This window comes from Streptomyces sp. NPDC060031, from assembly GCF_042736805.1.
Lineage (GTDB): Bacteria > Actinomycetota > Actinomycetes > Streptomycetales > Streptomycetaceae > Streptomyces.
In genome coordinates this window covers 20,205-38,930 of sequence record NZ_JBHWVM010000002.1, presented here as the reverse complement: position 1 = coordinate 38,930, position 18,726 = coordinate 20,205, and the positions used below count along the sequence as shown (strand labels likewise).

Genomic DNA, 18,726 nt, shown 5'->3' with positions numbered 1-18,726 from the left:
GAGCGGCGCCCTCTTGGCCCGTACGAGTCAGCCGAACGCCCTAAACCAGATCGACCAGGTCAGCGATGGAGTTCACCGTCTTGGTCGGGCGGTACGGGAACTTCTCGGTGTCCAGGGCGGAGGTCAGACCGGTCAGCACGAGGAAGGTCTGCATCCCCGCCTCCAGCCCGGCCAGTACGTCGGTGTCCATCCGGTCGCCGATCATCGCGCTGCTCTCGGAGTGCGCGCCGATGGCGTTCAGGCCCGTCCGCATCATCAGCGGGTTGGGCTTGCCGGCGAAGTACGGCTTCTTGCCGGTCGCCTTGGTGATCAGCGCGGCGACCGCGCCGGTGGCCGGGAGCGGACCCTCGGCGGAGGGGCCGGTCTCGTCCGGGTTGGTGCAGATGAAGCGGGCGCCGCCGTTGATCAGCCGGACGGCCTTGGTCATGGCCTCGAAGCTGTACGTACGGGTCTCGCCCAGGACCACGTAGTCGGGCTCGTGGTCGGTGAGGATGTAGCCGATGTCGTGCAGGGCGGTCGTCAGGCCGGCCTCGCCGATGACGTACGCCGTGCCGCCCGGCCGCTGGTCGTCGAGGAACTTCGCGGTGGCCAGCGCCGAGGTCCAGATGTTCTCGACGGGGACGTCCAGGCCCATGCGGCTGAGGCGGGCCTGGAGGTCGCGCGGGGTGTAGATGGAATTGTTGGTCAGCACCAGGAAGGGCTTGCCGGACTCGCGCAGCCGCTTGATGAAGGCATCGGCGCCGGGGATCGGGGTGCCCTCGTGGATGAGGACCCCGTCCATGTCGGTGAGCCAGGATTCGATCGGCTTGCGCTCTGCCACTGGACTGTTCTCCGCTCTCGGTGGCGTCTGACCTCTGTGACCTGTGGTCTCTACCACCCTATCCGGGCCGGGCCGCGGACGCGTTCGGCGTCCACGGCCCGGACGGATCAGCCGAGCCGGACGTCGTCCACGGTCCAATACCAGTTGTTGGCGCCGCTGTAGCGGAAGCGGACCTGGACGTCGGTGGCGCCGGACGGGACCTGGAGCGCGATCGACTCGGACCTGGCGACGGCGTCGGCGGTGTAGCTCTTGACCACGGTCGGGGCCGCGCCGTTGTAGGAGACGAGGACCTGGGCGCTCTGGCCCGCCTCGTGGCGGTAGTGCGTCTGGAAGGTCAGGTTCTTCGCGGCGCCGCCGGACACCGCCCACTTCGGGGTGATCAGCGTGGAGTCGAAGGCGCCCGTGTGGCTCTTGTCGTCCCACTCGTCGGAGTCGGCCACGGCGAACACGTCACGGGAGCGGACGTTCAGCTCGCGCCACTGGTCGCGCTGCGCCCGGCTCCAGAACTCGTCCGTCGCGAAGGCCCAGCCGGCCCATTCGGTGACACCGCCGGTGCCCATCCGGGAGTTGTCCACCGCCCAGCCGGCCGGCGGGGTGTGCGTGAAGCCCTTGGTGCCGGCCGGGATGCCCGTCTCGTCCACGCGTGCCTGGAGGCCGGGGCGCAGGGTGTCGAAGGGGTCTCTGTCCGGGGCGCCGAGCGCGAGTCCGTCGATGGCGGAGCCCGTGACACCGACGTGGTCGAGCGCGATCGCCGCCACGTCCACGAGCTTCACGTCATCGCGTACCGAACCGGCCGGGATCCCGGCGCCCTTGGCGATGACGAAGGTGCCGCGCTCCTGGAGGGTGGAGCCGCCGTGGCCGCCGGCGTCGGTGTGGCCGTGGTCGGTGGTGACCACGATCTTCCAGTTCTCCTGGCCGTACGTCGGGCGGGACTGCACCGCGGTGAGGAGCCGGCCGACCAGCTGGTCCACGCGGGCGATGGCGTCCAGGTACTCCTGGCCGGCGGCGCCGGAGGTGTGGCCCGCGTGGTCGATCTCGCCGAAGTAGACGAAGGCGGCGTCCGGGTTCTGGCCCTGCAGTTCGGCGGCGGCCGCGGCCGCGATCTTGGGGTCCTCGCTGCCGTATCCGTCGCGGTCGCCCTTGAGGTTCAGGCGCTTGTCGACCTTGGCCGAGAAGACCGGGCCGTTCTGGTCGGTGGAGGTGAGGGGCTCCCAGTCGGCGGCCGCGTACGTGTTGAGCGCCGGCTTCGCGTTCTCGATGCGGGTCAGGAAGTCGGGGTGCGCCGCGTAGTTCTTGCCGGTGAAGGAGTTGTCCTTCACCCCGTGCTTGTCGGGCCAGACACCGGTGGCGATGGTGGACCAGCCGGGGCCCGAGGAGGTGGCGGCCATCGGATTCGCGTACAGGGTGCTGCGGGCGGTCAGGCCCTGGGCCATCAGACCGTTCAGGTGGGGGGCGGCGGCGGCCTTGACGCGGTCCAGGACCGTGCCGTCGAGGCCGATGACCAGGACCTTGTCGGTGTTGGCGGCGGTCGGGGCGGTCGGGGCGCCGGTGGCGGCGTGCGCGCCGAGGGCGGTGAGGGCGCCGAGGGCGGCGGCGAGCAGGGCGGTCGCGGTCGCCGCGGCGCCGAGGGTCCGTCCGGACGGGACAGTGGGCACGTATTCCTCCGGGAGTCGTCGTGGTGAGGGCGCGGGGGCAAGGGACGGCGGCACGTCAGCTGCCGGTGGCCGACTTCCACGCGTCGACGTAGCCGGTGAGGTTCTCGTCGATGTCGGCCCAGTCCGGTTCGAAGACCTCGACCCCGGCCATGATCCTGGTGAGCTCGACGGCGTTGGCATCGGTGGGCTTCACGTCGCCGCGCGCCGGGAAGCCGCCGCCGACCCCGCTGACCAGCTTCTGGGCGTCCTCGCTGAGCAGGTGGTCGAGGAGCTTCCTGCCGTTCTCGGAGTGCGGGGCCTTGTCCACCAGGCCGGCCGCGTACGGGAGGGCGAAGGTCGTGGGCTTGGCGCCGTCCTTGGCCGGGAACCAGATGCCCAGGTTCGGCATGGACTTGGACTGTGCGAAGTTCATCTGGACGTCGCCGTTGGCGACGAGGAGCTCGCCCTTGTCGGTCTTGGGCGCGAGCTTGCTGGTGGAGGAGGACGGACCGACGTTGTTGGCCTGGAGCTTCTTCAGGTACTCCATCGCCGGCTCCTTGCCGCCGAAGTCGTGCATCGTCTTGATGAGCACGGCGGTGCCGTCGCCCGCGACGCCGGGAGTGGAGTACTGGAGCTTGCCCTTGTAGTCGCCGTCCAGCAGCTCCTCCCAGGTCTTGGGGGCGGAGCCGAGCTCCTTCTTGTTGTAGACGAAGCCGAAGTAGTTGTTCATGACCGAGGTCCACTTGCCGTCGGCGGCCTTGTCGGCGCCGTTGACCTTGTCGGAGCCCTGCGGCTCGTACGCCTGGAGCAGGCCCTTGCCGTCGGCCTGCTGGATGAACGGCGGCAGCGTGATCAGCACGTCGGCCTGCGTGTTGCTCCTCTCGCGAACGGCCCGCTGCACCATCTCGCCGGAGCCGCCTTCGACGTACTTGACCTCGATGCCGGTCTTCTTGGTGAAGTCGGCGAAGACCTTGTCGTACCAGCCGTCTCCCTTGTCGCTCTTGAGGCCGTCGGCGCTGTAGACGGTGACGATCTTCTCCCCGCCGCCCTTGGAGCCGGCGGAGGAGGTGCCGCCGCAGGCGGTGAGGGGGACGGCGAGGGCAAAGCTGCCGGTGACGGCGGCCGCGGCACGGAGCATGGGCTTGCTGGGCATGGAACTTCCTTACAGGGAAAGGGAGTCAGCGGAGAATACAGAAGGCGGCCGAGCGGCACGAGGCTTCAGCGGTACGAGGCTTTGGTGCGGATGCGCGAGACGGCCAGCAGCGCCAGCAGCGTGGTGGCCATCAGGACCACGGCGACGGCGGAGCCGCCGAAGAGCGAACCGCGGTCGGTGGCGGTGAAGATGCGGACGGGCAGGGGCAGCCAGTCCGGCGGGTAGAGCATCATCGTGGCGCTCAACTCGCCCATGGACAGTGCGAAGCAGAGCCCGGCGGCCGCCGTGAGGGACGGCAGCAGGAGGGGCAGTTTGACCCGCCACAGCACGTACGAGGGGCGGGCGCCCAGCGAGGCCGCCGCCTGCTCGTACGCGGGGTCGAGACGGACGAGGGCGGCCGAAACCGATTGGTAGGCGAACGCGGTGACGAGGATCGCGTGCGCCAGGATCACGATCGAGCCGGTGCCGTTGAGCAGCAGCGGGGGCTTGCTGAACGCGACGAGCACGGCGAGGCCGACGACCACCGACGGCACGGCCACCGGCAGCACGAACAGCGCGTCCACAACCCGCTTGCCGCGCCCCCGCAGCGTGCCCGCGGCGAGAGCCGCCCAGCCGCCGACGGTGAGGGCGAGCAGGCTGGCGGCCAGGGCGGTGACCAGCGAGGTGGTCAGCGCCTGGAGGGATTCGCCCTGGACGGCGGAGGCGTAGTTCTCGGTGGTCGGGCCGGAGGGGAAGGCGCCGGACCAGTGGGTGGCGAAGGAAGCCGCGACCACGACGAGCAGGGGCAGGGCGAAGAGGGGCAGGAAGAGGAGGCCGAAGAGGGCCCAGGCGGCCCAGCGGCCGGTCTTGCTATGCACCAGCACGCTTGCTCACCACCCGGTAGAGGCCGAACAGGCCGACGGAGATCGCGATGTTGACCACGGCGACCACACAGGCGGCCGGATAGTCGGATTCGAGGATCGCCTTGCCGTAGATGAGCATCGGGAGGGTGGTGACGTCCTTGGCTCCCGTGAAGAGGACGATCCCGAACTCGTTGAGGCACATGACGAGGACGAGGCTGCCGCCGGCGGCCAGGGCCGGGAGGGCCTCCGGAAGGATCACCCGCCGGACGATCCGGCCCGGCTTGGCGCCGAGCGAGGAGGCCACCTCCAGCTGGGCGGAGTCCAGTTGGGAGAAGGCGGCGAGCAGCGGGCGCATCACGAAGGGCGTGAAGTACGTGATCTCCGCGAGGAGGACGCCCCACGGCGTGGTCAGGAAGCGGAAGGGGCCGTCCGCGACTCCGAGCACGTCGGTCCACAGACCGTTGGCCATGCCGACGGTGCCGTAGAGGAAGAGGAGGGCGAGGGTGATGAGGAAGGAGGGGAAGGAGAGGAAGACGTCGATGAACCTCGCGACCGCGCGCGCCCCGGGGAACGGGACGAAGGCGATGACCAGAGCGAGTGCGAAGCCGAGGAGCAGGCAGCCGACGGTGGCGCCGACGGCCAGCCACACCGTGGTCCCGAGGGCCTCGCGGAAACCGTGCGAGGCGAAGACGGAGGCGTACGCGTCGAAGGCACCGCCGCCGTTCTCGGGAGTGAGGGACTGCCGGACCACCAGCGCGAGGGGGTAGAGGAAGACCGCCGCGAGCAGGGCCACGGGCGGCAGGGCCCACACCCACTGCGGCAGCCGAGCCCCCTGCGGGGCGGCAGCGGGTGCACCACCCAGCCCCGCCGGCGATCGAGGCGCGGGGTCCGGGGCAGAACCCCGAGCCTCCCCGGAGGGGGCCCCGGCCAGGCCGCCGGGCTCGGCGCGGGACGCCTGGGTCGCAGCGGCGGGGGTCTGCCGCGTGGTCTCAGCCATCGGACACCCCTGCGGCCAGCAGCACGGCGTCGCGCGGCTCGAAGTGCAGGGTCACGCGGTCGCCCAGGGCCGGGGTGTCGCGCAGTTCCGGGAGGTCCGCCTTGACGCGGTGGCCGTCGACGTCGACGTACAGCCGGTGCGTCGAACCGCGCCACTGCACCTCGGCGATGGTGCCGCTCAGGGCGTTGGGGCCGTCACCGAGGCCGAGCAGGTGCGGCCGTACGCACAGGGTGGCGCTCGCCCCGATGGCCGCCCGGCCCGGGTCCAGTTCGAGCGCGCGCCCGGCGAAGAGCGCGCCGCCGTCGGCCACGGTCACCGGCAGCAGGTTGGCGTTGCCGACGAAGGAGGCGGTGAACTCGGTGCGCGGCGCCCGGTACAGCTCCTGCGGCGTGCCGCAGTCCTGCAGCCGGGCCCGGTCCATGACGGCGATCCGGTCGGCCAGGGTCAGCGCCTCGACCTGGTCGTGGGTGACGTAGAGGATCGACACGTGGGGCAGTTCGCGGTGCAGCCTGGCCAGTTCCGCGAGCATCCCGGAGCGCAGCTGCGCGTCGAGCGCGGAGAGCGGCTCGTCCAGCAGCAGCACGCCGGGGCGGATGGCGAGCGCGCGGGCGATGGCCACGCGCTGCTGCTGCCCGCCGGAGAGCTCGCGGGGGTAGCGCCTGGCGTACGCCGCCATCCCGGTCATCTCCAGGGCCTCGGCGACCCGGCCCGGGATCCCGGACTTCGGGGCCTTTTGCGCCCTCAGCCCGAAGGCGACGTTGTCCTCGACCCGCATGTGCGGGAAGAGCGCGTACTGCTGGACGACCATGCCGATGCCGCGCTTGTGGGGCGGGAGCGCGGTGACGTCCCGGCCGCCGATCAGCACCCGGCCCGCGGCGGGCCGGACGAAGCCGGCGACCGCGCGCAGCGCCGTGGTCTTGCCCGAGCCGGAGGGGCCGAGCAGCGCCATGACCTCGCCCGGTTCGACGGTCAGATCGAGGCGGTCCAGGACGGTGTTGCCGCCGTAGGCGACGGAGACCGAGTCGAAACCGATGCCGCTCACGCGCCGGACCTGCGGGCCAGCAGCGCCGGGAGTTCGGCGATCGAACCGAGGACGTGGGTCGCGCCGTGCTCCTCCAGGGCCGGGCGGCCGTGCGCGCCGGTGAGGACACCGGCCACGATCCCGGCGCCGGCGCGGCTGCCGCTGAGCATGTCGTACGCCGTGTCGCCGACGACCACGGTCTGCCGTACGTCGGCCACGGCGCCGGTGCGCAGGAAGGCGGCCAGCACCATGTCGGGGTAGGGCCGGCCGCGGCCGCCCGCGTCGGCGGGGCACAGGGTGAGGTCGGCGAGGTCCTGCCAGCCGAGGGCGTCGAGGATGGCGTTCTGGGTGACGCGGGCGAAGCCGGTGGTCAGGACGACGGTGCGGCCGTCGGCGCGGAGCTCGTCCACGGCTTCGCGGGCTCCGGGGAGCGGGGCGACGAGGCCGCCGTCGACGAGCTCCCCGTAGGCCTCCTCGAAGGCGGAGTTGGCGCGCCGGGCGAGCTCCTGCGTACCGAAGAGGTGGCGGAAGACGGAGATCTTCGACTCGCCCATGGTGTCGCGGACGTACTGGAGCTTGGCGGTGTGGTCGGCGCTGCCGGGCTCGACGCCGAGGGTCTCGGCGGCCCGCTCGAAGGCGCGCTCGACGAGACCGCCGTCGGCGACGGTGGTGCCGGCCATGTCGAGGACGACCAGGTTCTTGTTGTCGGTGTGTCGGCTGCTCATCTGACTCACCAGCCCAGTTCGTTCGCGGTGGTCTCGGCTATGGCGGGCGAGCAGGTCATGCCGCGGCCGCCGGGTCCCGTCACCAGCCAGACGCCTTCGGCCACCTGCTGGCGGTGGACGACGCGGGTGGTGTCGGTGCACTGCGCGTACACGCCGGCCCAGCGCCGCGTGATCTTCGGCAGCGGTCGGCCCAGGAAGGCTTCGACGACCCCGGTGAGGTGCTCGTAGGGGTCTTCGAGGGTGTCGAAGGCGAAGGGGTGCTCGTACTCGTGGGTGTCTCCGATGGTCAGTCCGCCGCCCTGCCGCTGGACCATCAGGAGCTGCATCTTGTGGGCGGCGGCGATCGGGGCCTGCGGCTGGCCGGCGACCAGTGCGTCGAGGGCCTCGCCCCGGTACGCCGGGTAGTAGCGGAAGCTGTCGGCGTCCGCGACCGAGGTGGTCAGCGGCTCGCCGAGCGGGGCGGTCTGCATCATCTGCAGCCGGACCCGGCGCACGGGCAGGTCGGGGGCCAGCTCGCGGACCAGGCCGGACAGCCAGGCTCCGGTGGCGAGGACGACGGCGTCGCCCCGGTGGACGTCGCCGTGGTCGTCGCGGACGGCGGCCGCGCCGACGACCTCGCGGACCTCGCGGCCGGGGAGGAAGGCGTAGCGGCCGGTGGCCTTGAGCGCCTCGCGCAGGTGCGGCTGCGCGGTGCGCGGTTCGACGGCCGCGTCCCGCTCGCACCACAGGGCGGCTTCGAAGGCCCCGCGCAGGGCGGGGTTGATCTCCCGCGCCTCGGCGGCGGTGACCAGTTCGTAGCCGCGGGCGGCGGCGTCGGGGCGGGCGACGGCCGCCTCGGCGACCGCGTGCTCGCGGGAGTCGCGGACGGGGGTGAGGGAGCCGATCGCGCGGAAGCCCAGGCCGGGCACCTCCGCGCCGATGCGCTCCCAGAGCTCGCGGGCCCGCAGGGCGGTGTCGAGTTCCTCGCCCCCGGCCCGTCCGCTGACCCAGATCTGGCCGAAATTGCGCAGGGACGCGCCGCGGGCCTCGGCCTCTCGCTCGATCTGGACGACCTCGTGGCCGCGTTCGACTGCTTGCCAGGCGTGCATGGTGCCGACCACGCCGCCTCCGACGACTATGACTCTCACGTCGTTCACGGTGTCCGCGGCCCGTGGACCGGGAGGATCGGCCCGGCAACGGGCCGGTGAACAACCCCCGACGCTTGGACCAGACCCGTTACCGTCTCGTGACCACAGTGCGCGCCTTTCCGTCCCTTTCCTTCCCTTACGGGCGGGGTCGACCAGGGGCTATTCGGGCCGCAGCCGGGTCGTGAAGCTGAACCGGTCGCCACGGTAGAGCGAACGCACCCGCTCCAGCGGCCGGCCGTCCTGGTCCCGCGAGAAGCGGTGGATGAGCAGCATCGGCAGCGCGGGCGGGGTGCCGATCAGCAGTGCCTCGCGGGGGGTCGCGAGCACGGTCTCCAGCTTCTCGTCGGCGTCGCCGAAGGAGATCCCGAGGCTGTCGCGGAGGTATCCGTAGAAGGAGGAGTCCGGCTGGAAGTCGGCGTCGAGGCGGGGGGCGCGGGCGAGGCGGATGTAGGTGCTCTCCAGGCCGACGCGCTCATCGTCGGCGAGCAGTACGCGCTCCAAGTGCCAGACGGGCTCGCCCGGTTCGGCGCCGATGCCGGAGGCCAGGTCCGGCGGGCAGGGGAAGCGCTCCAGGCCGATGAGGTTGCGGCCGGGCCGGCGGCCCTGGCGGCGTACGCCCTCGGTGTAGCTGGCGAGGGAGAGCGGCTGCTCCAGCTTCGGGCCGGCGACGACGGTGCCGCGGCCGGAGCGGCGGAGCCGGCCCTCCAGCAGCAGTTCGCGCAGGGCCTGGCGCACGGTCTCGCGCGAGACCTCGTACCGCTCGGCGAGATCGCGCTCGGTGGGCAGCGAGCCGCCCTCGCCGAGCTCGTCGAGGAGCCCGGCGATACGGGCCCTGACGGCGTAGTACTTGGGGATGCGGCCGTGCTCCGGGATGCCGGAACGCACGGGCCGGCCGGGCCGGTGGGGCTGGTACCGGGTCTGTTCTTCCACCCTCGGACTGTACGTGGGCGAGGTGTACGGGCAGGTGTACGCGGATCAGCGGGCGCGGGGCAGGTGTACGGATCAGCGGGCGCGGGGCGGGGTGCGCAGTCGGCGGGCACCGAGCAGCAGTCCGCCGCCTGCGGCCAGCGCGGCCACCGCTCCGACGGCGTAGGCCGTCTCGCGCGGGCCGGTGCGCGCGAGCGAACCCGCCTCGTCGGTGTCCTGAGGCCCTTCCACGGTGAAGTGGTAGCCGCCGGCCTCGCCGACCCAGTCGCCGTCGTCGCCCTTGCGCTGGACGAGGGCCGCGTCGGCGACGGCCTCGCCGTGCGGGGCGTCGGAGGCGAAGGCGAGGCGGACCTTGACGGTCAGGGTGCCGCCGGCGCCGACGGTGAATCCGGAGAAGGCGTCGCCGCCGTCGAACACGGCGATGATCTCGTCGCGGTCGGTGTGCTCCAGGCTGACGGGGAAGGTGCCGCCCTGGGTGTCGAACTCCATCCGCAGGTGCGCGGGCCGCAGCGCGCGGGCCTTGTCCGTGAACACCACGACGGGGTGGATGGCGCTGCATTCGCCGGCGGTGGTGTTGGTGAGGTCGAGGTACCAGCTCTGCGGGTCCCCGCCCGTGCGGTACACGGCGGGGCCGCCGCGGATGCGGGCGCCGATGGGGAACTGCGGGGCCTTCGCGTCCCCGCAGGTGGCCTGTACGCGGGAGGGCAGCGCGGGCGCGGGGCGGGCCCCGCCGCCGGTGCCGATGTCCGCGGCCGCGGCGGATGCGGCGGCCGCGACCAGGACGGCGGCGAGGGCAAGGGCTTTGCGCAGTGGCATGGAAGACCTTCGCTACTCGCCGGACAGGACGATGGTCGGACCAGGCGACAATCACCCCGGCCCTGCCCGCACCTTCCCACGCCTCCGCAACCCCCCGGCCCCACCACGCCCGGTCCGTCCGGGTTTCCGCCCATTCGGCGGCGCACCCGGGCCCGGCGGGCGTGGGGGCGGGCGGGAGCGGGTTCAGGTGCGGCCGAAGAAGGGGGACAGGGCCAGTTCCGCCGCGCCCTGCGCGACGGTGGTGGGGGACAGGGAGACCTCCGGCGGGACCGGGGTCAGGGAGCGGGAGGCCAGTACCGCGCGGACTCCCGACACGAAGGCTTCGGGAGCGGCCGCCACCACGCGCCCGCCCAGCAGCACCCGGTCCACGTCCAGCAGAGCGACCAGGTTCGCCGCGGCCTCGCCCACGATCCGCGCCGCCCGCGCCGAATCCCCGCGGGCCACCGCCGCCAGGCAGAGCACCTCCGCGCAGCCCCGCGCCCCGCACCGGCACGGCGGCCCGTCCAGCGACAGCACCTGGTGGCCGAACTCCCCCGCGGCGGAACGCGCGCCGCGGTACACCTCGCCGCCCAGCCGCAGGCCCGCCCCCAGCCCGGTGCCGACGTGCACGTACACCGAGGACCCGTCGCCGAAGCCGGCGCCGGCCGCGGCCCCCGCGTTCGTGTCCTTGTCCAACCGCACCGGAGCCCCCAGCCGCCCCGCCAGCACCTCCCGCAGCGGGTACCCCTCCCACTGCGGGTACCCCGTCACCCGCCCCAGCACCCCGGCCCGCCAGTCCAGCGGCCCCGGCGCGGCCACCCCCACCCCGAGCGGGGGGCCGGCCGGGTCCGTCACCCGCCGGACCGCCCGTACGGCCGCCTCCACGACCGCGTCAGGACCGGCCCCGAAGTCCAGCGGCGCGTCCCACCGCTCCAGGACGCGGCCCGCCAGGTCCACCCGTACCGCCGTGAGCTCGTCGCGGTCCAGCTGCACCCCGAGCGCGTGCCGCGCCCCCGGCACCAGCCGCAGCAGGGTCCGCGGCTTGCCGCCCGTGGACGGCTCGCGACCGGCCTCCGCCACCAGCCCCTCGGCCCGCAGCCGCGCCGTGATCTTGCTGACCGCCTGCGGGGTGAGCCCCGTACGGTCGGCGAGCTCGCCGCGCCCCAGCCCCGCCGCGCCCGCGCCGCGCAGCAGGTCCAGCACCAGCGCGTCGTTGTGCCCGCGCAGCGCCGGCAGATTCACCCCGCCGCGCCCGCCGCGCGGACCGTCCTCATCGCCCCTGTTCACCCGCCCATTGTCCACCCTCCTTGCACTTCAGCAACACTGTTGCCAAAGTATGGCCATGAACGACACCGCCCCCGCCACCGCCCTCCGCGTCGGACTGATCGGCTACGGACTCGCCGGTTCCGTCTTCCACGCCCCCCTCGTGACCGCCACCGAGGGCCTGGTCCTCGACACCGTCGTCACCTCCGACCCGGACCGCCAGGGCCAGGTCCGCGAGGCCTACCCGGACGCCCGGATCGCCGGCTCCGCGGCCGAGCTCTGGGAGCGCACCCCCGCGCTCGACCTCGTCGTCATCGCCTCCCCCAACAAGACCCACGTCCCGCTCGCCACGGCCGCCCTCACCGCCGGCGTCCCGGTGGTCGTCGACAAGCCGCTGGCCGCGACCGCCGCCGAGGCCCGCGAGCTGGCCGACCTCGCCGACCGGACCGGCACCTTCCTCTCGGTCTTCCAGAACCGCCGCTGGGACAACGACTTCCTCACGCTGCGCCGCCTCCTCGCCGACGGGGAACTGGGCGAGATCCAGCGCTTCGAGTCCCGCTTCGAGCGTTGGCGTCCGCAACTGAAGGGCGGCTGGCGCGAGTCCGGCGCCCCGGAGGAGATCGGCGGCCTGCTGTACGACCTCGGCAGCCATGTCGTGGACCAGGCGCTGGTGCTCTTCGGCCCGGCGCTGCGGGTCTACGCGGAGACCGACGTGCGCCGCCCGGGCGCCGAGGCCGACGACGACACCTTCATCGCCCTCACGCACGCGAGCGGGGTCCGCTCGCACCTGTACGTCAGCGCGACCACCGCCCAGCTCGGCCCGCGCCTGCGCGTCCTGGGCTCGCGCGCCGGCTACGTGAAGTACGGCCTCGACCCGCAGGAGGCCGCCCTGCGGGAGGGGCTGCGGCCGGGCGGGGACGTCCTGTGGGGCGAGGAGCCCCCGCACCTGTGGGGCCGACTGGGCTCCGGCGAGTCCCCGCTGACCGGGGGCGGGGCGCCGGTTCCGACCGAGCACGGCGACTACCCGGCGTACTACGCGGCGGTGGCGGCCGCGCTGCGCGAGGGCGGCCCCAATCCGGTCACCGCGCACGAGGCGGCACAGTGCCTGGCCGTACTGGAGGCGGCGCGCACCTCGTCCCGGGACGGGGTGGCCGTCGAGCTCTGAGCAGCCTTGTGTGTGAGCCGAGTTGCACGGAAATGGGATCGCGGAAGCCGTAAAACGATCTATCCTGCACAGGTTACCGATCATCACACATGTGAAGAATGGAATTCCGCTTTGAAGCTTCCCCGGATCGCAACGGCCGTCGCCGCAGCGGCGATGGCGCCGGCCGTCCTGCTCTCCTCCCCGGCCTTCGCCGCTGACACCGCGTCGTCGTCCGCGCCTTCGGGTTCGACCGTGGCCGACCAGCACCCCGAGGGCGCAAAGCCCGAGCAGAAGCCGGCCGAGAAGCCGGCCGAGAAGCCCGCGGAGGACCCGCAGGCGGCGAAGGACCGGGCCGCGATCGAGGCGATCCTGAAGGACCCGGCGAGCGGTCCGGGCGTGCGCGAGGCGGCCGAGAAGGCCCTGAAGGGGACGGCCGCGGACATGCGGCGCTTCCTGGAGGTCGAGTGGGCCGCCGAGCAGTTCCAGGACGACCGGGTGCGGACCGCCCGGATCATCAGCGTCGGCGGCCCGGCAGTGCGCAAGGCGGGCATCGCCGCCCTGCGCACCGACACCCCGGCCTCCATCGGCGAGTTCCTCAAGAACGGCCAGCACGTGGCCCGCTTCGAGGACGACCGGGTCGAGCTGGCGCGGATGCTGAACGGAGCCGGCAAGGGCATCACCGAGGCGGTCAACCGCCTGCTGAGCAACGGAACGCGCGAGCAGGTCCGCGAGTTCGTGGCGACCGGGCAGCACAAGGTCCGGGCCGAGGACGACCGGGTCGCGGTGCTGCGGATGCTGAACGGAGCCGGGCCGGACCTGAAGAAGGGCATCATCCAGCTCCTCGAAGGCAACCCGAGCCCCGCCCAGCTGCGCGAGTTCGTGACGACCACGCAGCACAGGCTGCGCGACACGGACAACCGGGTGCTCATCTTCTCGATCCTGAACACGAACCCGGGTCCGGAGCTGAAGAAGGCCGCCGTCGCCGCCCTCGAGGGAACGCCCGAGGACCGCGCCACGTTCCTGAAGACCGGGCAGCACGAGGCGCGCGCCAAGGACAAGGCCGCCGAGGGCCAGACCGGCAAGCCGGCCACGGGCAACACGGGCAACGCGGGTGGCGACAAGGGCGGCACCAAGCCGGCCGTCGTCACCACCGGCACGGGCACCGGCACCGGCACCGGCACCGGCACCGGCACCGGCACCGGCACCGGCAACGTGGCCCCGGCGGGCGGCTCCGGCTCGCTCGCCAAGACCGGCGCCGGCGACGAGAACGCCTGGATCGTGGGCGGCAGCGCCGCCGCGCTCGCCGCGGGCGCGGGTCTGGTGGCCCTGGGCCGCCGTCGCCGCACCTCGGCCCAGGGCTGACGCGGAAGAACGGAGAACGACGGAGGGGGTGGTGCCGCCGACGGCGGTGCCACCCCTTCCGTCGTGCGCGCGCTACGCGCCCTTGAACTCCTGGCGCTGGCGGCCGAGGTTCCCGATCTCCAGCTCCACGACGTCACCGGCGCGCAGGTACGGCTTCGGCTGAGGATGCCCCATGGCCACACCGGCCGGGGTGCCGGTGACGATGACGTCGCCCGGGTACAGCGTCATGAACTGGCTCAGGTACCGCACGACCTCGCCGACCGGGAAGATCTGGTCCGCGGTGGTGCCGTCCTGCTTGAGCTCGCCGTTGACCCACAGCTTCACGTCCAGGACCTGCGGGTCCGGGATCTCGTCGGCGGTGACCAGCCAGGGGCCGAGCGGGGTGAAGGTCTCGCAGTTCTTGCCCTTGTCCCAGGTGCCGCCGCGCTCGGTCTGGAACTCGCGCTCCGAGACGTCGTTGACGAGTACGTACCCGCCGACGTGCGCGAGGCCCTCCGCGGCGGAGGCCAGGTAGCGGGCGGTCGCGCCGATGACGACGCCGAGCTCGGCCTCCCAGTCGGTCTTCACGCTGCCGCGCGGGATGAGCACGGTGTCGTCGGGGCCGGCCACGGTGTCCGCGGCCTTGAGGAACAGGATCGGCTCGGCCGGCGGCTCGGCGCCGACCTCGGCCGCGTGCCCGAAGTAGTTCAGGCCGATGCCCACGACCTTGCCGATGCGGCCGACGGGCGCGCCGATGCGCAGCCCCTCGGCGTCGAGGACCGCGAGCTCGCCCGATACCGCCGCGGCCCGTACCCGGGACAGCGCGGAGTCGTCCGCCAGGAGAGCGCCGTCCACATCCGTGATCAGGCCGGACAGGTCCCGCAGGATCCCGTCCTGGTCGAGCAGCGCGGGGCGCTCCGACCCGACCGGTCCGACGCGCAGCAGCTTCATGGGCATTCTCCCGTGGTCGTGGGTGGTCGGCCCAGGGGCGTGCCCGGGCCGGCCGATGGGTTGCGGCCATCGGAGGATTGGCTGATCCTCCAAGAAGTCCGACCAATCCGCAAGACCCTGTTCACAAGCTGGAACGCTCTGCTCCGGTGATCTCCGCCGCCGCGCGCTCGGTGCGGTCCTTGCGGTGCTGGAGCCACGCGCGCTCCGCCACCGACCAGGCGGTGGTCGTCACCAGGTACAGCCCGGCGGCCAGCGGCACGACGGCAGCGGTGATCAGCGTCCCGAACGACAGCAGGGGCAGTACGCCGCCCAGCTTGCGCACGAGCTCCTGCTGCTCGGCTGTCACTGCGGGGACGGCACCGGCACCGGCCTTCGCCGCGCCCGCGCCCTTCGCCGCACCGGCCTTCGCCGCGCCCGCACCCTTCGCGACGGCGGTCGCCGCCGCGGCAGCCGTCAGGGCCGCCGCCCGGCGCCCCCGCACCGCGCTCCACGCCGCCACCACCGCGATGACGGCGAACAGCCCCAGGAACACCAGCCCCTGCGCCCCGAACGGGCCGCCCTCCCCGAGGGCCTGCGTCCACCGGGCCCCCAGGGGCGCGGCGAACAACCGGTGGCCCAGCAGCTCGTTGGCGGCCCCGCCGATCCGGTCGGAGGAGAACGCGCGGTACATCACGAAGAACACCGGCAGCTGGAGCAGTACGGGCAGGCAGCCCGCCGCCGGAGTCGCCCCGCGAAACGCGGCACGGCTCAGCGGGTGCAGGGCGAGCCGTACGAGAACGGTGAACAGCACGATCGCGGCAGCGGTCGCGGATCCGGCCAGCGCCGGCTCCAGGAGCCGGCCCAGCTCGGCGACAAGATGAGTGAAAACGGACACGCGGGCCCTCCGAGGGGTCTCGTCGAACGTCGAAAGAAGGTGCATTTCGGCGTGACGACCCGCGCGGGGCGACAACAGTGATCAGTCAGCAGAAGGCGAGAAGTACTGCGCGCCCCTACGCGGCCGTCAGGACGTGACGGCCGGGAGCCCTGGGCCTCGACCGGCCCGAGGCGTCGGGATCGCGCTGCGGCAGGAACGCCGTGCGCTGCTCGCGATCACGGATCGCGGTGCGTATTCGGTGCGGCGGCACGGGCCGCACGAGGCGCGCGGCCAGCGCGGCGGCGCCCACGGCGACGGTGGCCGCGAGGGCGACCACGACGGCGCCCACTCCGACCAGCCCGCCCTCCCCGAGGCAGAGCCCGAGGAATCCGCCGACCAGGAGCAGGCACAGCGACAGGAACGACAGCGAGCGAGCGCTGCTGTGCCGAGCCATACGACCGCCCCCTCCCACTCCCGCGCACGAACTCCCGTACGAGAACCAACACTCGCTGCCGATCCTAACCGGGCCCACTGACAACCGGAACGGCCCCCGGCAGCGGATCGCGGGCCAGCACCTCCTCGTCCGGCCGCCCGTCACCCCTCTCGAGCGGCCCGAGCCAGGTCACCGCCAGCGCCACCGCGAGGTTCACGGCGAGCGCGACCGTGCCCGCGTTCACGCCCCACGCCGGGTCGTTGCCCGTGAAGACCAGCCCGCTGACCAGACCGACCCCCGCGACCAGCCCGCTCAGCGCCCCCACCATCGTCAGCCGCCGCCACACCAGTCCCAGCAGCAACATCGGAACCAGTTGCGCCATCCCCTCGTACGACACGAGCGACAACCGCACGAGCGTGTTGGGGGCGACGTACGTCATGACCAGCGCCACCGACCCGACGGCCACCACGACCACCTGCGAGGCGAGCTTCTGCCGCTCTCCCGAACTCCAGCGGGGCACGAGTGACAGCACACTGCGCCCCCACATCGTCCCGATCACCAGCATGAACACCGCCATCGGCACGATCGACGACAGCGCCGCCGCCACCCCGACCAGCCCGACCGCCCACGCCGGCAGCAGGTCCACGATCAGCTTGAACAGCGCGAGGTTGGAGTCCGCGCCCGCCAGCCCCGGCACCACGAACAGCGCGGCCATGCCCAGCAGCATCGGCACGAACAACAGCACGTTGTAGGCGGGCAACAGGATCGCGTTGCGGCGCAGCGCGTCGGCGCAGCGCGCGCCGAGGTACCCCGCCACGGTGGTCGGGAAGATGACGACGGTCAGCGCGTTCAGGACGGTGGTGGACGCGAACCACGCCACCCCCAGCTCCCCGCGCCCGCCCGCCCCCCGGGCGTCCGCCCCGTGGCTCCCGTGGCCGGGCAGGGTCAGCCACTGCGGCCGCTGCTCCACGAGCCGGTCGAAGAGCTCCCCGTACCCGCCGAAGTAGTGGATCGGCACGTAGACCGCCAGGAACCCCAGCGTGCCGATGACCAGCACGTCCTTGAGCACCGACACCCACGCGCTGCCGCGCAGCCCGCTGACCACGACGAAGCCGGTGGTCACGGCGAAGGCGATGAAGTAGGCCCACTCCAGCGACACGGCGCCGTACGTCACCGTGGAGACGACGACGCCCATCCCGGTGATCTGGAGTTGGATGTAGGGCAGCAGGAAGACGGTGGCGACCACCGCGACGGCCGCGCCCAGCCAGGGCCGCCGGTAGCGGTGGGAGACCATGTCGGTGATCCCGACGAGCCCGTGGCGCCGCGCGTAGTCCCACAGCATCGGCCCGACGACGTATCCGAGGGCGTATCCGCAGGACGTGTACGCGACCACGTACATGACCGGGGCGCCGTAGTTGTACCCCCAGCCGGCGGCGCCGAGGTAGCTGAAGCTGGTGTAGCCCTCCCCCGCCATCAGGACCCAGATGAACACGGTCCCCAGCGAACGCCCGCCCACCGACCACTCGGCGAGCCCGCCACCGTTCCGGCCGCCGCGGCCGCGCACCGCGAGGAGCCCGAGCGCGACGGTCACCACCATGAACACGGCGAAGACGGAGGTCGCCACGGCCGCCGCGCTCACCGGTGGTCACCGCGCCAGGCCTGCCAGACCGCGAGCGGGGTCACCAGGGTCGCCCCGACGCACCACGCGAGCAGGAACGGCACCCGCCCGAAGACCAGCGGCTCCACCCGGTTCACGAACGGCAGCGCCCCGCAGAACAGCACGAACGGCACGGCCAGCCACAGCAACTGAGGGCGTTTCACCCGTTTCCGACGCACCGCCCCACCCTAGAGGGTGCAAGGGTGGCCGGGCCGGGCCCGGCTCAGGACGTGAGGACCCCCCAGACCACCAGCCGGTACTTGGAGGTGTACTCCGGCGTGCAGGTGGTCAGCGTGATGTACGCGCCGGGCTCGCTGTAGCCGTACTCCGGCTTGACGACGCTGCGCGGCACGGGCGCGATGACCCCGGTGTCCCGCTCGGTCGTCTCGGGCAGCGTCCTGCCGACGACGTACGTGTACCGCTTGCCCCGGACATCGACGATCAGCTCGTCCCCGGCACGCAGCCGGTTGATGTGGCGGAACGGCTCCCCGTGGGTGTTGCGGTGCCCGGCGAGCGCGAAGTTCCCCTCCGCCCCGGGCTGCCCGCTCCCGGCGTAGTGCCCGGCGTACCCCTTGTCCAGCACGGCCCGCTTGTCGACCCCCTGGGCGATCGGCACGACGACGCCGAGGCGCGGGATGCGCAGCACACCGTACGCCGACTCCTGCGGCGGCGGCTTGCGGGCGGGGGAAGGCGCACCTTCGTCGGAAGGGGACGGGGCGCGGGACGGACCGGCGTCCGGATCCGGCACGGAACCCGGCTCCGGAGACGGATCGGGAGACGGGTCGTTCGCGGGAGGAGGAAGGGCGGGGAGGGCCGGAGGGCCGGTCCATTCCCGCTCCAGCTCCCGGACCTGCTCGTGCGCGCCCGCGAGGGCCTGCCGGTTGGTCCACCACACCTGGTGCACCACCAGCAACAACACCACCACGCCGACGGTGACGGTCAGCTCGGCGGCCCCCCACAGCAGCCCCGCGAGACCGGCCCGGCCCGCCCTGCGCCGCCGGCCCTGCACCACCACCGGAATGTGATCTCGCACGGCCCGCACC

At 72.9% G+C, this 18,726-nt stretch carries 19 protein-coding genes; 2 read left to right on the top strand and 17 right to left on the bottom strand.

All coding sequences use genetic code 11. The annotated features are described in order from the left end of the window. Positions 1-40: 40 nt before the first annotated feature. The 11 genes from ACFWB8_RS01095 to ACFWB8_RS01045 form a co-directional block, all read right to left on the bottom strand. Positions 41-820: an HAD-IIA family hydrolase gene (locus ACFWB8_RS01095; protein WP_385220591.1), complete on the bottom strand. Its 780-nt coding sequence runs from the start codon at positions 818-820 to the stop codon at positions 41-43. Between the two features lie 107 nt (positions 821-927). After that, positions 928-2,475 (bottom strand): alkaline phosphatase family protein, encoded by a 1,548-nt coding sequence (locus ACFWB8_RS01090; RefSeq protein WP_385220587.1) that lies wholly within the window; start codon positions 2,473-2,475, stop codon positions 928-930. A 55-nt stretch (positions 2,476-2,530) separates the two neighbouring features. Further along, positions 2,531-3,607 carry a 2-aminoethylphosphonate ABC transporter substrate-binding protein gene (locus ACFWB8_RS01085; protein WP_385220584.1) on the bottom strand — a complete coding sequence of 359 codons (1,077 nt, stop codon included), beginning with the start codon at positions 3,605-3,607 and terminating at the stop codon, positions 2,531-2,533. Between the two features lie 65 nt (positions 3,608-3,672). Next, positions 3,673-4,470, bottom strand: a complete 798-nt coding sequence (locus ACFWB8_RS01080) for an ABC transporter permease (protein WP_385220581.1) — start codon at positions 4,468-4,470, stop codon at positions 3,673-3,675. Further along, positions 4,457-5,446, bottom strand: a complete 990-nt coding sequence (locus tag ACFWB8_RS01075; protein WP_385220578.1) for a 2-aminoethylphosphonate ABC transporter permease subunit — start codon at positions 5,444-5,446, stop codon at positions 4,457-4,459. Before ACFWB8_RS01075 ends, ACFWB8_RS01080 begins: the two co-directional genes overlap by 14 nt. Then, complete coding sequence (locus ACFWB8_RS01070) at positions 5,439-6,488, bottom strand: ABC transporter ATP-binding protein (protein ID WP_385220575.1); 1,050 nt, start codon at positions 6,486-6,488, stop codon at positions 5,439-5,441. Before ACFWB8_RS01070 ends, ACFWB8_RS01075 begins: the two co-directional genes overlap by 8 nt. Beyond that, a complete protein-coding gene (locus ACFWB8_RS01065) occupies positions 6,485-7,192 on the bottom strand; it encodes a phosphonatase-like hydrolase (RefSeq protein WP_385220572.1) in 708 nt (235 codons plus the stop codon). The genes ACFWB8_RS01070 and ACFWB8_RS01065 overlap by 4 nt, the downstream gene beginning before the upstream one ends. 5 nt (positions 7,193-7,197) lie before the next feature. Beyond that, positions 7,198-8,319: a TIGR03364 family FAD-dependent oxidoreductase gene (locus ACFWB8_RS01060; protein WP_385220569.1), complete on the bottom strand. Its 1,122-nt coding sequence runs from the start codon at positions 8,317-8,319 to the stop codon at positions 7,198-7,200. A gap of 159 nt (positions 8,320-8,478) precedes the next feature. After that, on the bottom strand, positions 8,479-9,249 hold the full coding sequence (locus ACFWB8_RS01055) for a GntR family transcriptional regulator (RefSeq protein WP_385220566.1): 771 nt from the start codon (positions 9,247-9,249) through the stop codon (positions 8,479-8,481). A 72-nt stretch (positions 9,250-9,321) separates the two neighbouring features. Beyond that, positions 9,322-10,062: a hypothetical protein gene (locus ACFWB8_RS01050; protein WP_385220563.1), complete on the bottom strand. Its 741-nt coding sequence runs from the start codon at positions 10,060-10,062 to the stop codon at positions 9,322-9,324. 183 nt (positions 10,063-10,245) lie between these two features. Further along, positions 10,246-11,328: an ROK family protein gene (locus ACFWB8_RS01045; protein ID WP_385220561.1), complete on the bottom strand. Its 1,083-nt coding sequence runs from the start codon at positions 11,326-11,328 to the stop codon at positions 10,246-10,248. Between the two features lie 55 nt (positions 11,329-11,383). Between ACFWB8_RS01045 and ACFWB8_RS01040 the strand changes: the two genes are divergently transcribed. Both ACFWB8_RS01040 and ACFWB8_RS01035 read left to right on the top strand, forming a co-directional pair. Then, entirely contained in the window at positions 11,384-12,469 is a 1,086-nt protein-coding gene (locus ACFWB8_RS01040) for a Gfo/Idh/MocA family oxidoreductase (RefSeq protein WP_385220558.1), read from the top strand. Positions 12,470-12,580: 111 nt separating this feature from the next. Continuing rightward, a complete protein-coding gene (locus ACFWB8_RS01035; RefSeq protein WP_385220555.1) occupies positions 12,581-13,810 on the top strand; it encodes an LPXTG cell wall anchor domain-containing protein in 1,230 nt (409 codons plus the stop codon). Between the two features lie 72 nt (positions 13,811-13,882). On the opposite strand, the gene ACFWB8_RS01030 is transcribed toward ACFWB8_RS01035, so the two are convergent. The 6 genes from ACFWB8_RS01030 to ACFWB8_RS01005 form a co-directional block, all read right to left on the bottom strand. Beyond that, complete coding sequence (locus ACFWB8_RS01030; RefSeq protein ID WP_385220552.1) at positions 13,883-14,740, bottom strand: fumarylacetoacetate hydrolase family protein; 858 nt, start codon at positions 14,738-14,740, stop codon at positions 13,883-13,885. A gap of 121 nt (positions 14,741-14,861) precedes the next feature. After that, on the bottom strand, positions 14,862-15,614 hold the full coding sequence (locus ACFWB8_RS01025; protein ID WP_385220549.1) for a YidC/Oxa1 family membrane protein insertase: 753 nt from the start codon (positions 15,612-15,614) through the stop codon (positions 14,862-14,864). 115 nt (positions 15,615-15,729) lie between these two features. After that, entirely contained in the window at positions 15,730-16,047 is a 318-nt protein-coding gene (locus ACFWB8_RS01020; RefSeq protein WP_385220547.1) for a DUF6412 domain-containing protein, read from the bottom strand. A gap of 64 nt (positions 16,048-16,111) precedes the next feature. Then, positions 16,112-17,623, bottom strand: coding sequence for a sodium:solute symporter (locus tag ACFWB8_RS01015; protein WP_385220880.1), 1,512 nt, complete (start codon positions 17,621-17,623; stop codon positions 16,112-16,114). Positions 17,624-17,661: 38 nt separating this feature from the next. Then, positions 17,662-17,847 (bottom strand): DUF3311 domain-containing protein, encoded by a 186-nt coding sequence (locus ACFWB8_RS01010; RefSeq protein WP_385220544.1) that lies wholly within the window; start codon positions 17,845-17,847, stop codon positions 17,662-17,664. Positions 17,848-17,906: 59 nt separating this feature from the next. Beyond that, positions 17,907-18,716 (bottom strand): class E sortase, encoded by an 810-nt coding sequence (locus ACFWB8_RS01005; protein ID WP_385220541.1) that lies wholly within the window; start codon positions 18,714-18,716, stop codon positions 17,907-17,909. Positions 18,717-18,726 lie beyond the last annotated feature (10 nt).